Annotated in this window: 14 protein-coding genes; 12 read left to right on the top strand and 2 right to left on the bottom strand. The window is 62.9% G+C overall.

What is annotated here, in order from left to right; all coding sequences use genetic code 11:
- Positions 1 to 112 precede the first annotated feature (112 nt).
- Complete coding sequence (locus BUA36_RS16855; RefSeq protein ID WP_072786778.1) at positions 113 to 895, bottom strand: inositol monophosphatase family protein; 783 nt, start codon at positions 893 to 895, stop codon at positions 113 to 115.
- Between the two features lie 161 nt (positions 896 to 1,056).
- Here BUA36_RS16855 and BUA36_RS16860 point away from each other — a divergent pair, with 161 nt between their 5' ends.
- The 12 genes from BUA36_RS16860 (at position 1,057) to BUA36_RS16915 (ending at position 13,971) form a co-directional block, all read left to right on the top strand.
- Entirely contained in the window at positions 1,057 to 1,860 is an 804-nt protein-coding gene (locus BUA36_RS16860; protein ID WP_072786382.1) for an RNA methyltransferase, read from the top strand.
- Positions 1,857 to 2,288 carry an acyl-CoA thioesterase gene (locus BUA36_RS16865; RefSeq protein ID WP_072786383.1) on the top strand — a complete coding sequence of 144 codons (432 nt, stop codon included), beginning with the start codon at positions 1,857 to 1,859 and terminating at the stop codon, positions 2,286 to 2,288. The genes BUA36_RS16860 and BUA36_RS16865 overlap by 4 nt, the downstream gene beginning before the upstream one ends.
- Before the next feature lie 84 nt (positions 2,289 to 2,372).
- A complete protein-coding gene (locus tag BUA36_RS16870) occupies positions 2,373 to 2,900 on the top strand; it encodes a hypothetical protein (protein WP_072786385.1) in 528 nt (175 codons plus the stop codon).
- On the top strand, positions 2,897 to 4,519 hold the full coding sequence (locus BUA36_RS16875) for a GMC family oxidoreductase (protein ID WP_072786387.1): 1,623 nt from the start codon (positions 2,897 to 2,899) through the stop codon (positions 4,517 to 4,519). Before BUA36_RS16870 ends, BUA36_RS16875 begins: the two co-directional genes overlap by 4 nt.
- 19 nt (positions 4,520 to 4,538) lie before the next feature.
- On the top strand, positions 4,539 to 5,477 hold the full coding sequence (locus tag BUA36_RS16880) for an esterase/lipase family protein (protein ID WP_072786389.1): 939 nt from the start codon (positions 4,539 to 4,541) through the stop codon (positions 5,475 to 5,477).
- 70 nt (positions 5,478 to 5,547) lie between these two features.
- Entirely contained in the window at positions 5,548 to 7,032 is a 1,485-nt protein-coding gene (locus BUA36_RS16885; protein ID WP_072786391.1) for a PAS domain-containing sensor histidine kinase, read from the top strand.
- A gap of 16 nt (positions 7,033 to 7,048) precedes the next feature.
- On the top strand, positions 7,049 to 10,711 hold the full coding sequence (locus BUA36_RS16890; protein WP_072786393.1) for an EAL domain-containing protein: 3,663 nt from the start codon (positions 7,049 to 7,051) through the stop codon (positions 10,709 to 10,711).
- A gap of 67 nt (positions 10,712 to 10,778) precedes the next feature.
- Positions 10,779 to 11,402, top strand: coding sequence for a DOPA 4,5-dioxygenase family protein (locus BUA36_RS16895; RefSeq protein WP_072786394.1), 624 nt, complete (start codon positions 10,779 to 10,781; stop codon positions 11,400 to 11,402).
- A 77-nt stretch (positions 11,403 to 11,479) separates the two neighbouring features.
- Positions 11,480 to 11,860, top strand: a complete 381-nt coding sequence (locus tag BUA36_RS16900) for a phasin family protein (RefSeq protein WP_072786779.1) — start codon at positions 11,480 to 11,482, stop codon at positions 11,858 to 11,860.
- 111 nt (positions 11,861 to 11,971) lie between these two features.
- Positions 11,972 to 12,637, top strand: coding sequence for a TetR/AcrR family transcriptional regulator (locus BUA36_RS16905; protein ID WP_008446927.1), 666 nt, complete (start codon positions 11,972 to 11,974; stop codon positions 12,635 to 12,637).
- A 16-nt stretch (positions 12,638 to 12,653) separates the two neighbouring features.
- Positions 12,654 to 13,442: a tetratricopeptide repeat protein gene (locus BUA36_RS16910; protein ID WP_072786396.1), complete on the top strand. Its 789-nt coding sequence runs from the start codon at positions 12,654 to 12,656 to the stop codon at positions 13,440 to 13,442.
- Positions 13,435 to 13,971 carry an LOG family protein gene (locus tag BUA36_RS16915; protein WP_072786398.1) on the top strand — a complete coding sequence of 179 codons (537 nt, stop codon included), beginning with the start codon at positions 13,435 to 13,437 and terminating at the stop codon, positions 13,969 to 13,971. The genes BUA36_RS16910 and BUA36_RS16915 overlap by 8 nt, the downstream gene beginning before the upstream one ends.
- Positions 13,972 to 13,974: 3 nt before the next feature.
- Here BUA36_RS16915 and BUA36_RS16920 read toward each other — a convergent pair whose 3' ends face one another.
- A complete protein-coding gene (locus BUA36_RS16920) occupies positions 13,975 to 14,490 on the bottom strand; it encodes a M48 family metallopeptidase (protein WP_072786399.1) in 516 nt (171 codons plus the stop codon).
- Positions 14,491 to 14,511 lie beyond the last annotated feature (21 nt).

The raw sequence follows: 14,511 nt of genomic DNA on the forward strand, positions 1-14,511 counted from the left end.
ATGAGGGATCGCTGCTTTCAGTATAGCATCTAGTTTCAACTGGGAAATACTTCGCCAGTAAAAAAGGGAGCGATCGCTCCCTTTATTTTGTAACAGCGGGGGCTTGGGCAGCTTATGCGTAGGGCGTCAGCAAACCGATCATTTGTCCAAAGACTTTGGGGCTGGCGGCAATGATGTCGCCTTTGTACAGATAGTCCGATTCGCCGTTGAACTCGGCGATGATGCCGCCGGCTTCACTGACCATCAGGGCGCCTGCAGCGATGTCCCATGGCTTCAGGCCTTTTTCATAGAAGCCGTCCAGGCGGCCGCAGGCGACGTAGGCCAGGTCCAGCGCGGCGCTGCCGGCGCGGCGGATGCCCTGGCTGCGCTCGGCCATGACGCCGTACATTTCCAGGTATTCCTTGAGCGCTTGCGGGTTGCCGGTCTGGTAGCCGGTGCCGAGCAGGGCGTTGGCGATGCGGTCCAGCTTGCCGACGCGGATACGTTTTTCGTTGAGGTAGGCGCCGGCGCCCTTGGTGGCGGTGAACAGGTCGTTGTGGACCGGGTCGTAGATGATGCCCTGGGTGATCACGCCACGCTGCGACAGCGCGATCGAGATGCAGTACTGCGGGAAGCCGTGCATGAAGTTGGTGGTGCCATCGATCGGGTCGATGATCCAGGTGTATTCTGCCTCGTCGTGGGCATTCGCGGAAGCGCCGGATTCTTCACCCAGGAACGCGTGGTCCGGGTAGGCTTTCGACAGCACTTCGATGATGGCTTGTTCGGCGGCCTGGTCAACGTCGGTGACGAAGTCCTTGTGGTTCTTTTCGGTCACGATCACGCGATCGAGGTCGAACGAGGCGCGGTTGATGACGGCGGCAGCGCGGCGGGCGGCCTTCACGGCCGTATTGATCATTGGATGCATGGGCTTTTCCGTAAAAAAATGCTAACGCCCACCGGGGGAATTCCAGCCCGGCGGCACGACAGGAGACAAAATGACAAAGAGCGGGGCGGTGACGACAGGGTAGAATTCGGTCTGAATGCCTGTTCCGAAACCGCGCGAATCCTCTATTTTAAATGAACCTGCCCCAAATCAACACGAATCTTTTTAAACATCTGCGATTTATTCTGGTCGAAACCAGCCGCGCAGGCAATATCGGGGCGGTGGCGCGGGCCATGAAAACCATGGGTTACAGCGAGCTGGTGCTGGTCAATCCCCGCTTTGACGATGCCGTGCACGACCCCGAAGCGGTGGCGTTTGCCAGCGGCGCCCAGGACATCCTGGCCAATGCGCGCGTGGTGGGCAGCATGGCGGAGGCGCTGGACGGCGTCAATTACGCGGCCGCCGTGTCGGCGCGCCTGCGCGAGTTTTCGCCGCCGGTGCTGTCGCCGCGCCAGTTTGCCGGCCAGCTGGTGGCGCAGCCGGACCTGCGTGCGGCGCTGATTTTTGGCAATGAGCGCTTTGGCTTGCCCAATGAGCTCGTGGAGCAGTGTAATGTTTTAATCAATATTCCCGCCAATCCCGCATATTCCTCGCTGAATTTGTCGCAGGCGGCGCAGGTGCTGGCCTATGAATGCCGCATGGCGGTGCTGGAGGGCAGCGGCGTGGTGCATACGCCGCGCCTGCCGGTGGGCGACGCCAGCGAGGTCGGCTTCCAGGGCGAAGCGGCCAGCCTGGCGCAGATCGAGGGCATGTATGCCCATCTGGAGCAGGGCCTGGTCGCGATCGGTTTCCTGGACGCCGACAATCCGCGCAAGCTGATGCCGCGCCTGAAACGCCTGTTTGCGCGCACGCAGCTGGAAACAGAAGAGGTCAACATCCTGCGCGGCATCGCCCGCAGGATGGCTGGGGCTGGGGCTGGCCGCAAGGAGGAACCATGAACTGGGACCATCCGCAGCCGTTCATTTTGACGCTGGCGCCGGCCGCCGGCGATATCGATGGGCTCGACCATACCAACAATGCGGTCTACGTGCAGTGGTGCGAGAAGGCCGGCTGGGCGCACTCGGAAGCGTTGGGCCTGGCTCTGGCGGATTACCGCCGGCTGGACCGCGCCATGGCGATCCGCCGCGCGGAATACGATTACATCCTGCCGACCACGGCCGGTGAAGCGCTGCTGCTGGGCACCTGGCTGTACGCCACCGACGGCAAGCTCAACATGGAGCGCCGTTTCCAGCTGTTGCGCGCCCGTGATGGCGTGACGGTGATGCGCGGCCGCTGGGAGCTGATCTGCATCGACATCAGCAGCGGCCGCGCGCGCCGCATGCCGCCGGAATTCTGCGCGCACTATTTGCCGGCGGTGGTGGCCTGACTAGACGCCACCCTCTATTTTTGCCTGGAGGCGGTGTTGCGCTTTCGCTTACACTAGCCCAAACCATAAAAATGGACGGAGACAATGCAGACATCCCGCAGATCTTTTCTGAAGATCGGCGTGGCCGGCGCGTTTACACTCGCTGCCGGCGGCGCCCTCTATCGCCTGGCCCATCCGCCGGGCAGCCCGAACCGCTTCGCGCTTGAAGGTCCGGCGCAAACCGTGCTCAACGCCGTGATTCCCGTCATGCTGGGGCCAGTGCTGCCGGCCGAGCCGGCCGCGCGCGCGGGGGCCCTGACCGCGGCCAGCCAGCGCGTGCGCGACGCCGTGCTGGGCTTGCCGCTGGCGACGCAAAAGGAAGTGCAGGATTTGTTCGGCCTGCTGGCGCTGGGACCGGCGCGCCGGCTGCTGGCTGGCGTGGCGGGCGGCTGGGAGCAGGCCGATGCGCGCCAGGTCACGGCTTTCCTGCAAAGCTGGCGCACGCACAGCCTGCAGACGCTGCAGGTGGCGTACCACGCGCTGCATGACCTGATTATCGGCGCCTGGTATGCCGATCCGTCCACCTGGGACAGCATCGGCTATCCGGGACCGCTCAAGGAGTTGCTGGCATGAGTGTGATACCGGATCCGATTCAGGCCGGCCTGGCGGCGGGCTGGCAAGTCACCGACGGCGCCCAGTTGCAGGCCGACCAGACGCTGGAGGCGGACGTGGTCATCGTCGGCAGCGGCGCGGGCGGCGGCGTGACGGCGGAAATCCTGGCGCTGTCCGGCCTCAAGGTGCTGATCGTGGAAGAGGGGGCGCTCAAGTCGTCCAAAGACTTCAAGATGCGCGAGGCCGAGGCCTATCCGGCGCTGTACCAGGAGTCCGCCGCGCGCAAGACCAGGGACAAGGGCATCAACATCCTGCAGGGCCGCACCGTGGGCGGCACCACCACGGTCAACTGGACCAGCAGCTTCCGCACGCCGGACATCACGCTGCGCTATTGGAATAAACAGTTTGGCTTGAAAGACTATACGCCGGAAGCGCTGGCGCCGTGGTTTGGCATGATGGAGCAGCGCCTCAACATCGTAGACTGGCAGGCGCCGCCCAACGAGAACAATGACCTGCTGCGGCGCGGCGCCAGCCAGCTCAACATCCCGACCGGCCTGATACGCCGCAACGTCAATGGCTGCTGGAACCTCGGTTACTGCGGCATGGGCTGTCCGACCAACGCCAAGCAGTCGATGCTGGTGACGACGATACCGTCAGCCTTGCAGCATGGCGCCAGCCTGCTCACGCGCGTGCGCGCTGACAAACTCGTGATCAAGGGCGACCGCGTCACGGCGCTGGAATGCGTGGCCCTGACTGCCGATGGCCTGTCAGCCAATGGCCGCCGGGTGACCTTGCGGGCCAAGCATTTTGTGCTGTCCGGCGGCGCCATCAACACGCCTGCCTTGCTGCTGCGCTCGATGGCGCCCGATCCGCACGGCCTGCTGGGCAAGCGCACCTTCCTGCACCCCACGATTATCTCGGCCGGCATTTTCGCGCAGCGCGTGGATGGCTATGCGGGCGCGCCGCAGACCGTGTATTCGGACCATTTTCTGCACACTGAACCCATCGACGGTCCGATCGGCTACAAGCTGGAGGCGCCGCCGCTGCATCCGCTGCTGCTGTCGAGCACCATGTCCGGCTTTGGCGCCGAACATGCGGCCGTGATGCAGCAGTTCCCGCATGTGCACGCCTTGCTGGCGCTGCTGCGCGACGGCTTCCATCCGGATGCGCCCGGCGGCAGCGTGGGGCTGCAGGGCGATGGCGCACCGCTGCTGGACTATCCGATCAGCGACTTCCTGTGGGACGGCGCGCGGCGCGCCATGCTGACCATGGCCGAGATCCAGTTTGCTGCGGGCGCCAAAACGGTCACGCCCACGCATGAGCAGGCGCTGGCTTACAGCAGCTGGGCGCAGGCCCAGGCCGGCATCAAGGCCTTGCCCATGAAGCTGCTGCAAACGCGCGTGGTATCGGCGCACGTGATGGGCGGTTGCGGCATGTCGGACGATGAACGGCTGGGCGTCACCAGCGCGCATGGCCGCTACCACGGCCTGGCCAATGTGTCGGTGCATGACGGTTCGCTGTTTCCGACCTCGATTGGCGCCAATCCGCAGCTGTCGATTTTCGGCATCACGGCGCGGCTGGCCAGCGGCCTGGCGCAGGAGCTGACCGGGCAACCGGCAGCGCGCCCGGTGCGCAGCTGAAACACGGTATCATGCAGTCATGATTAAACGACTGCTGATACTGCTGCTGGTGCTGCAAGCCGTCTTCATGGGCTTGCTGGCGACCGGACTTTATTCCTGGTGGCGGCCCGCCTGGCGGGCCGAGCTGAGCACGTCCGCAACGGCCGCGTTCTACCTCGCCTGCGGCGTGCTGGCGGTGCTGCTGGTGCGCCTGGCGATTTCGGCCAACAATTTTTATCTGAGCTGGCGCGCGGGCAGCGTCACGCCGCCCGACCACACGCTGAACCTGTTCAGCGCGGCCAGCCTGTTCTGGCACGAATTCAGTTCATCGATGCTGACCTCCTCGTACTACATGCTGCGGCCCATCGGCCTGCAGCTGCAGCTGGACGCCCGCGGCTTGCCGGTGCTGCTGATCCACGGCTATGCCTGCAACAGCGGCTACTGGCTACCGATGAGCAAGCTGCTGGCGCAGGCGCGCATCAGCCACTACGGTATCGACCTCGAGCCGCCGGGCGCCTCCATCGACGACTACGCGCCGCAGGTGCAGGCCGCCGTTGCGCGGCTATGCGCCGAGACTGGCAGCGCGCAAGTCATCATCCTCGGCCACAGCATGGGCGGGCTGGTGGCGCGGGCCTATCTGCGCCGCTACGGCGATGCGCAGATTGCGCGCGTGATCACGCTGGGCACGCCGCATCACGGCACGGCGCTGGCCCATTTCGGACCGGGCAGCAATGCCGAACAGATGCGCCGCGACAGCGCCTGGCTGGATGCACTGGCTGCATCTGAGGCAAATACGCAACGCATGTTGATCAGTTCCATCTACTCTGTCCATGACAACATCATCGCGCCGCAAGACTCCAGCGACCTGCCCGGCGCGCGCAATCTGGTGTTCGGCGCCATAGGCCACGTCGCGCTGGGACGCCACCCCGACATCATGCAGTGTGCCCTGACTGAAATACAAAGCGCGGCACACGCGTGATTTTGTGTGATGATCTTCGTGCCGCCTTGCTGTATGGTTAGTTCTATAGGCTCAGCAAAGAGGCGAGGCGATGGCGATAGATTTCGGCACCCTGATCCTGAACGAAACTCCTGACGCGGTGGTGCTGACCAGGCCTGATGGCGTGGTGGTGTGTTGGACCAATGGCGCACGCGCCGTGTTCGGCTATAGCGAGGAGGAGGCCGTGGGCCAGCGCCTGGACGAGCTCATCGTGCCGCCTTCGCTGCGCCACGACGGCGCCGATATCATGCAGCAGACCATCGACTACGGTGTCGCAAGCTATGAATCCATGCGCTGTGCCAAGGATGGCACGCTGGTCTACATCGACAGCTCCTGCAAGCTGCTGCGCGGCCATGACGGCCTGCCCGAATACATCTTATGGAGCAAGAAGGACGTCACCAGCCTCAAGGTGCTGCGCGACGCCAAGCTGGTGGAGGCGCGCTACAACGGCATCCTGGAGTCCCTGCCCGACGCCATCCTCATGACCAACCCGGCCGGCCGCGTGGTGCTGGCCAATAGCCAGGCCGAGCAGCTATTTGGCTATCCGCGCGGCGCCCTGCGTGGCATGGTGCTGGAGCGGCTGATGCCGGAACGCTACCGCCAGGCGCACATCGACTACCGCAGCGCCTACGCGGCACAGCCCGCTGTGCGTACCATGGGGCGCGGGCGCGACCTGTACGGCTTGCGCAGCGATGGCCGGGAGTTTCCGGTCGAGATCAGCCTGAGTCCGGTGGAGACGGAGGAGGGCACGCTGGTCGTGAGCGCGATCCGTGACATCAGCGAACGCAAGGGCTTTGAGCTGACGCTGCAGGAAAAGAATGTCGAACTGGCAAAAGCCGTGGCGGCCAAGGACCGCTTCCTGGCCGGCATGTCGCACGAATTACGCACGCCGTTGAACGCGATCATCGGTTTTACAGGTACTATGCTCATGAAGTTGCCCGGCCCCATCAATGATGAGCAAAGCAAACAGCTGCGTATGGTGCAAAGCAGTGCCCGTCACCTGCTGTCGCTGATCAACGATCTGCTGGATTTGACGCGCATCGAGTCTGGCAAGGTCGAATTGGACGTGGCCCCGTTGCTGTGCCGGCAGTTGATCGATGAAGTGCTGACCTCGTTCAAACCGCAGGCACGTAGCAAGGGGCTGGCGTTGGAGTTCGAGTCCTCGCCGGAAGAGCTGAAGGTGTCCAGTGACCGCCGCGCCGTGCAGCAGATACTGATGAACCTGGTGCATAACGCGATCAAGTTCACCAACAACGGCACGGTACTGGTGCGGCTGGCCAAATCGGTGGTGGGGGCGCGACCATGCGCCACCATCAGCGTCAGCGATACCGGCATCGGCATCGGTGCGGAGCAGCGCGATGCGCTGTTCCAGGCGTTTTCCCAGCTTGATGCGAGTGCATTGCGTCAGTTCGAGGGCACGGGTCTGGGCTTGCATCTGAGCCGCAAGCTGGCCTCCCTGCTGCACGGTGAGATTTTGTTTGACAGCGAGTACGGCGTGGGCAGTGTGTTCACGCTGGCGTTGCCACTGGAAGAATAAGGAAGGGGGATAGCACGTGTCAGCACGTATCCTGATCATCGAAGACAACGCCACCAATATGGAGTTGATGGTGTATTTGCTGCGCGCCTTTGGCTACGAGCCGCTGTCGGCCAGTGATGGCGAAGCCGGCGTGGCGGCCGCGCGGCGCGAGCTGCCGGACCTGATCATCTGCGATGTGCACCTGCCCAAGCTGGACGGCTATGGGGTGGTGGCCGCGCTCAAGGCCGATCCCGCGGTGCGCCACATTCCGGCGCTGGCGGTGACGGCGCTGGCGATGGTGGGCGACCGTGAAAAGCTGCTGGAAGCGGGCTTTGACGGCTATATCGGCAAACCGATCGAGCCGGACACCTTTGTCAGCCAGATCGAGTCTTTTTTACAAGGGGCGGTGTCGACCCCGGCTAAAAACGATACCGCCACGATCCTGATCGTGGACGATCACGTGCTCAACCGTGAATTCCTGATGACGCTGCTAAGCTACGGCGGCCATCGCCTGCTGGAGGCCGCAAATGGCGCCGAAGGCTTGAAAATGGTGCTGGCGGAAAAGCCGGACCTGGTGATTTCGGACATCCTGATGCCGAATATGGACGGCTACGAATTCGTCACGCGCCTGCATGAAAACGCCGACACGGCCGATGTGCCCGTCATCTTCTACACCGCCACCTACCGCGAGCGCGAAGCCATGGCGGTGGCGCAATCGTGCGGCGTGCGCTGGGTACTGCCCAAGCCGTCCGATCCTGAAGTGATCCTGCACACCGTGCAGGAAGCGCTGGGGCTGGCCGAGGCGCCGCCGGCGGCCGAGGCGCTGCCGGCGTTTGCGCCGGAGCCGCCGCAAGAGGGCCGCTTCCATGATATCGACCACCAGGTGGCCGAGTATCTGGACGAGCTGGAATCCAGCAGCCAGCTCATCACGCGGATTGCCAGCGACACCGAGGAGGCCTCGCCGGAAAACCTGTCGCACATGACGCAGCGCCTGTCGCAATCGCTGTCCAGCCTGCAGGCGGTGAGCCTGCGCCTGACCGCGCTGATCGAACTGGGCATCGAGCTCGGCGCCGAGCGCGACCCCGAGGCGCTGATGGAGATCTGCTGCCGTGTGGCGCAAAATATCTGCGTGTCCAAATATGCGTGCATCGGCGTGCTGGAGCCGGGCGCCAGCGAGCTGAGTTATTTTGCCAGCTGCGGCGCCGGCATGCCGGTGCGCCAGATTGCCCAGACCCCGCGCGCTGGCGTGCTGCGCGGCCTGCTGGACCAGCGCCTGCCATGCCGCATCAACGATCTCAACGGCGATCCCGCCACGATCGGCCTGCCGCCGACCCATCCGCCCGTGCATTCTTTCCTGGGCGTGCCGATCGCCTCGCGCGAGCGTACCCACGGCTGGCTGTACCTGGTTGACAAGCTGGGCGCCGACGGCTTCTCGGAAGTGGACGAGCGCGTGGCCGGCACCGTGGCGGCGCAGGTGGCGGTGGCGTTTGAAAACCTGCTGCTGTACGAAGAAATCAAGCGCCACCACGCGCAGCTGACGCTGGACATGAACGCGCGCATCCGCCTCGATGAAGACCTGCGCCGTTTCCGCCTGGCGATGGATGCGACGGCCGACGCGATTTTCCTGGTGGACCGCGCCGGCATGTGCTTTGTCGACGTCAACGCCACCGCCTGCCGCATGCTGGGCTTTGAGCGTGAGGACTTCCTCCAGGTCGGGCCGAACCGCTCGCTCGAGGGCGACCTGCACAAGCTGGAAGAACTGTACGACAAGCTGCTGGCGGGCGACCAGAGTGGCGCCATGACCGAGCTGCAGCTGCACTGCAAAGACGGCTCCACGCTGGCCGTGGAGGTGCAGCGCCGTACCCTGCGTTCCGGCGCCAGCTGGATCCTGGTAGCGGTAGCGCGCGACATCACCGAGCGCAAGGAGGCCGAGCAGCGCCTGCTCAAGCTGGCCCACTTTGACACGCTGACCGGCCTGCCGAACCGCAGCCAGTTCTACGATTCGCTGGTGCACTCGCTGCGCCAGGCGGAAGAGCACAAATGGTCGCTGGCGGTGCTGTTCCTGGATGTGGACCGCTTCAAGAACGTCAACGACACGCTGGGCCACACCATCGGCGACGAGTTGCTGCGCCAGTTCTCCAGCCGGCTGGTGGATTGCCTGCGCGTGCGCGACACCATCGGCCGCTTTGGCGGCGACGAGTTTGCCGCCATCCTGATGCTGCCGGAAGGCGCGCAGAATGCGATTGCGGTGGTCGACAAGATCCGCGAAGCGCTGCGCCGTCCATTTGACTTGAAAGGCCATGAAGCCACTGCCACCGCCAGCATCGGGATTGCCGTCTACCCCGACGATAGCACCGACCCGGACACGCTGATCCAGTACGCCGACACCGCCATGTACCGCGCCAAGGAAGCGGGGCGCGACGCGTTCCGCTTCTTCACTGCCGAGATGAATGCGCAGTCGCTGGCGCGGCTGGACCTGGAAAACGCGCTGCGCCGCGCGATTGAGAATGAGGAATTCGTGCTGCACTTCCAGCCCAAGGTGCACATCGACAGCGGCCGCATCAGTGGCGCCGAGGTGCTGATCCGCTGGCAGCGGCCCGGCCACGGCATGGTGTCGCCGGCGCTGTTCATTCCGATTCTGGAAGAGACTGGCCTGATCGTGCGGGTCGGCACCTGGGTGATCCACGAAGCCTGCCGCAAGATCGCGCACTGGTACAAGACCAATGTGGGCTCGGTGCATTTGTCGGTCAACGTGTCCGGCATCCAGTTCTTTGTGGGCGGCCTGGAAGAGGAAGTGCTCAAGGCCATCCGCGAACATGATATCGCGCCCGAGCTGCTGGAGCTGGAGCTCACGGAAAGCTCGCTGATGTCCAACGCCGAAGAAACCATCAATGTGCTGAGCAACCTGAAAGCGCTGGGCATCCAGATTTCCATTGATGACTTTGGCACGGGCTATTCCTCGCTGGCCTACCTCAAGCGCTTCCCGATCGACAAGCTGAAAATCGACATCGCCTTCGTGCGGGAGGTGACCAGCAATCCCGACGATGCCGCGATTGTGCTGGCCATCATCAACATGGCGCACAGCCTGAAGCTGAACGTGATTGCCGAAGGGGTGGAGCGCGACGCCCAGCTGTCCTACCTGCGGCGCCATGGCTGCGACGAGATGCAGGGCTATTATTTCAGCCGTCCGCTGCCGGAAGACGAGTTTGAAGCCATGCTGCGTGAAGGGCGCCGCATGCAGGCGCCGATGGACGAGGAAATGGCCGAGCAGCAGACCCTGCTGATCGTGGATGACGATGCCTTCATGCTCGATGTGCTGACCGATTTCCTGTCGCAGGACGGCTACCGCATCCTGACCGCGCAAACCGCCGCCGAGGGCTTCGACATCCTGGCGCGGCACCGGGTGCAGGTGATCCTGTGCGACCAGTGCATGCCGCTCATGAGCGGCACCGAGTTCATGGAGCGGGTCAAGAACCTGTGCCCGGACACCTTCCGCATCATGCTGTCGGCCTATGCCGACCTGACGCCGATCATGGCCGCGATCAACCACGGCGCCATCGACCGCTTCTATACCAAGCCGTGGAAGGGCGCGGTGCTGCGCGAAAACATCCGCGAGGGTTTCCGCTTGCAGGCGCTGGCGCGCGGCATGCAACCGTCGCAGTCGCAGTCCAGCGATGAGGTCGTGAAGCAATCCGCATAAGAATCTGCGAAAGTATTCGTTCACGCCGCCTGGCGTTGCCGTTACGCTCACGCCAAAGGAGAATGGCATGAGCAACGAAGATCAGGAATGGGCCGATTTGCTCTCGCCGCGGCGGCGCGGCCTGCTGCGCAGCGGTGGCGGACTGGTGGCGGCATTTGCCGCCTCGGGTGTGGCGGCGGCCACCACGGCGGGCAAGAGTCCGTGGGGCTACGAGACGTACAAGGAAGCGACCATTCAGCCGCACAGCGTGCGCCCCGGCGAGCAGAGCTTGCCCACCAAGCCACGCGCGTACACCGACATCAAGAGCTATCACGCGCACATCTATTTTGACGAGGACAGCTTCCACAAGGCGGCGCTGCTGCACAAGTGGGCCGCCGAGCGCTTTGAAGTCGAGCTGGGCAACTGGAACCTGGAGCCGCGCGGGCCGCATGTGACGCCGTCGTTCTACTTTGGTTTCAGCAATGCGCAACTGCAGGTGATCGTGCCATGGCTGCAGCTGAACAGCCTGGGCCTGACCATTTTGATCCACCCCAACACCGATGACCCGCGCGCCGACCATCTGTATTACACGTTGTGGGTCAACCGTTCGCAGCCGGTAAATGCCTACGGCATGAACAAGCCGGGGCCAGATGAGCCGCCCGTGGAGCAGATTTATCCGAACACCCGGCCCTCGGTCAAACTGGAAACTTAGCGTTATTGCATTAGTAACCATTCTCTAGATTTGCTGACTAGAATAAAATACCGTCAAACAGCAATCACAGGATGGAAATGGCTAAGAAGTTGAAGAAGCACGACGATCAGCAGCTGGACGCAGTCCGCATGTCGTCGCAAGAGATCTGGCAAGCCGGCCTGGCTGCCTTCGCCAAGGCGCAGGAAGACGAGGGCAAGTTCTTCTCGATGCAGCTGTTTGAGGAACGTGTGCTGCGCGCGTTGAGCTCGATCGGGGTGCCGAACCGCCAGGAGATCGATGCGCTGAACCAGCGTATCGATGAACTGACCCGGCAGGTCGCGGCGCTGTCGGGCAAGCCGGCGCCAGCCGCTACCAAAAAGGCAACGCCGGGTGAGGTCAAACCGGCCAAGCCCGCCCTCAAGAAGCCGGCCGCAAAGAAAACTGCGGCGAAAAAGCCGGCAGCCAAGAAGGCCAAATAGGCTAAAAGGCGGCATCTGGGTGCTATATGCGCCTAAAAGCGTGCACGGGTGTTCCTCTGTGGTGTGCATCGGTGTTATGCTTGCACGAGAATAAACAGAGGTCCCCTTGCTATGCTACAAAAAGCACCCCGTCGTACCCGCGAACGCATTCTTGAGCTGTCGCTGCGCTTGTTTAATGAATTCGGCGAACCCAATATCACCACCACCGTGATCGCCGAAGAGATGAATATCTCGCCGGGGAATCTGTACTACCATTTCCGTAACAAGGACGACATCGTCAACTCGATCTTCGTCCAGTTTGAAGCCGAGATCGAGCGCATCCTGACCGTGCCCAACGGCCGCCGCTCCAACATCGAAGACGTGTGGCTGTACCTGCACCTGATGTTTGAACTGATCTGGCGCTACCGTTTCTTCTACCGCGACCTCAATGATCTGCTGTCGCGCAACCGCAAGCTGGAACTGCACTTCAAGCAGATCCTGGCGCACAAGATCAAGGTCGCCAAGCAGCTGTGCGAGGACCTGCGCAGCGAGAAGTCGCTGGAAGCTTCCGATACCGCCATCGACGCCATGGCCACCAATATGGTGGTGGTGGCGACGTACTGGCTGTCGTACGAGTACGTGCGCAATCCGCGCAAGTACAGCGAGCAGCAGTCGATGGCCGATGCGTTGGCGCGCGGCTGCTACCAGGTGCTGTCGCAGATCGGACCGTATCTGCGCAACGAAACCAGCCTGCTGTTCCAGAAACTGTCCGAAGAATATCTCAAGAAATTGAAGTAACCCAGACGGAGGCTTCATGGCGTGGACCCCTTTCCCGTATCCCGATCCAGCTTTCCGCTACACGCCGGAAAGCCTGCAGCAGGCATGGCCGCTGCTGCATGGCGGGGATCGCGAAACCTTCCCCACACAGCCGGCGCTGGTACAGGCGTGGATTGCCTTCCATGCCGGCGAGTTCGAACGGGCCGCACGGCTTGGCCTGGATGTGGGGGTGAACGGCTATGCGGTGGCGCACAAGGCCATCTGCATGTACACCAATTATCTGGAGCCCAACGACAAGAAGCGGCTGGCCACGTTTGAATGCGTGGCCGAGCGCTGCGAACGGCAGCAGCTGGAACAGCCCGGCAACCCGGCCGGCTACTACTGGCACGCCTATGCGCTGGGCCAGTATTCGCAGGGCATCTCGGTGGTGAAGGCGCTGGCGCAGGGCCTCGGCGCCAAGGTCAAGCGCAGCCTCGACATGGTCATCAAGCTGGCGCCGCAGCGCGCCGATGCCCATATCGCCATGGGCGTGTACCATGCTGAAATTCTCGACAAGGTCGGCGCCGTGCTGGCGGGCCTGACTTATGGCGTCAAGAAGGAAGAAGCCTATCGCCAGTTTGAACAGGCGCTCAAGCTGAATCCCGATTCGGCCATCGTCCGCATCCAGTACGCGCGTGCCTTGCTGATGCTGGACGGTAAAAAGAAAGCGGCGCAAGCCATGGATTTATACCAGCAGGCCGCCTGCTGTAACGTACGCGACGCCACCGAGCGGCTGGACCAGGAAGCGGCGCAAAAAGAACTGGAAGAGGAAAAACTGAGTGGCTAAGGCAATTTGTGTGTACTGCGGCGCTAACGCCGGTGTGTCGCCGCGCTATGCGGAAGCCGCGCGGGAACTGGGCCGTGCGCTGGTGGCGCGGAATCTGTCGCTGGTCTACGGCGGCGGCAAGGTGGGCCTGATGGGCGTCATCGCCGACGAAGTGCTGCGTGCCGGCGGCGAGGTGACCGGCGTGATTCCGACCGCGCTGGTCGAACGCGAAGTGGGCCATAACGGCCTGACGCGCCAGTTCATCGTCAAGGACATGCACGAACGCAAGGCCATGATGGCGCAACTGGCGGACGGCTTCATCGCCATGCCGGGCGGCATGGGCACGCTGGAAGAACTGTTTGAAATGCTGACCTGGTCGCAGTTGGGCATCCATGCCAAGCCGATCGGCCTGCTCAATGTCGACGGTTTCTACGACAGCCTGGCCGGCTTCATCCAGCACGCCAGCGAGCAAGGCTTTGTGCGGCCCCAGCACGCAGCGTTGATGATGGTGGAAAGCGACGCCGAAGCGCTGCTGCAACGCATCGCCTGAGGCTTAGTTCGGGCTCCACAGTTTGCGGCCTTCGGTATCCAGTTGCGTGAGGTAGAGCCGCAGGTCGAATTCGTACTGGTGGTAGTTGGGCTCCATATAGGTGCACAGCTTGTAGAACGCCTTGTCGTGCTGCTTTTCCTTGATGTGCGCGAGCTCGTGCACGGCAATCATGCGCAGGAATTCCAGCGGCACTTCCTTGAAGACCGTGGCGACCCGGATCTCATGCTTGGCCTTGAGCTTGCCGCCCTGTACGCGCGAGATTGACGTGTGCAGTCCCAATGCATGGTTGATGACGTGGATCTTGCTGTCGTACTCAACCTTGTTGATGGGATCGGCGTTGCGCAAAAATTCAGATTTCAAATCCTGCACGTACTGGTACAGCGCGCGGTCGGTGCGCAGCTCGTGCGGCTTGCTATAGCGCTTGAGCAGGACCTCGCCCAGCTTGTTCTGGGCGATGAGCTGCGACACTTGCTGCTGCGTTTGTTCGGAATAGGCGCTGAGGTACTTCAGGGAAGACATGGTGGACGGCGAGAAGAATGC

It is taken from the genome of Duganella sacchari (genome assembly GCF_900143065.1).
Lineage (GTDB): Bacteria > Pseudomonadota > Gammaproteobacteria > Burkholderiales > Burkholderiaceae_D > Rugamonas > Rugamonas sacchari.

What these genes read in the sequence shown, in the direction of transcription:
- BUA36_RS16855 (WP_072786778.1), bottom strand. Translation starts at nt 895, where the DNA reads ATGATCAATACGGCCGTGAAGGCCGCCCGCCGCGCTGCCGCCGTCATC.
- BUA36_RS16860 (WP_072786382.1), top strand. Translation starts at nt 1,057, where the DNA reads ATGAACCTGCCCCAAATCAACACGAATCTTTTTAAACATCTGCGATTT.
- BUA36_RS16865 (WP_072786383.1), top strand. Translation starts at nt 1,857, where the DNA reads ATGAACTGGGACCATCCGCAGCCGTTCATTTTGACGCTGGCGCCGGCC.
- BUA36_RS16870 (WP_072786385.1), top strand. Translation starts at nt 2,373, where the DNA reads ATGCAGACATCCCGCAGATCTTTTCTGAAGATCGGCGTGGCCGGCGCG.
- BUA36_RS16875 (WP_072786387.1), top strand. Translation starts at nt 2,897, where the DNA reads ATGAGTGTGATACCGGATCCGATTCAGGCCGGCCTGGCGGCGGGCTGG.
- BUA36_RS16880 (WP_072786389.1), top strand. Translation starts at nt 4,539, where the DNA reads ATGATTAAACGACTGCTGATACTGCTGCTGGTGCTGCAAGCCGTCTTC.
- BUA36_RS16885 (WP_072786391.1), top strand. Translation starts at nt 5,548, where the DNA reads ATGGCGATAGATTTCGGCACCCTGATCCTGAACGAAACTCCTGACGCG.
- BUA36_RS16895 (WP_072786394.1), top strand. Translation starts at nt 10,779, where the DNA reads ATGAGCAACGAAGATCAGGAATGGGCCGATTTGCTCTCGCCGCGGCGG.
- BUA36_RS16900 (WP_072786779.1), top strand. Translation starts at nt 11,480, where the DNA reads ATGGCTAAGAAGTTGAAGAAGCACGACGATCAGCAGCTGGACGCAGTC.
- BUA36_RS16905 (WP_008446927.1), top strand. Translation starts at nt 11,972, where the DNA reads ATGCTACAAAAAGCACCCCGTCGTACCCGCGAACGCATTCTTGAGCTG.
- BUA36_RS16910 (WP_072786396.1), top strand. Translation starts at nt 12,654, where the DNA reads ATGGCGTGGACCCCTTTCCCGTATCCCGATCCAGCTTTCCGCTACACG.
- BUA36_RS16920 (WP_072786399.1), bottom strand. Translation starts at nt 14,490, where the DNA reads ATGTCTTCCCTGAAGTACCTCAGCGCCTATTCCGAACAAACGCAGCAG.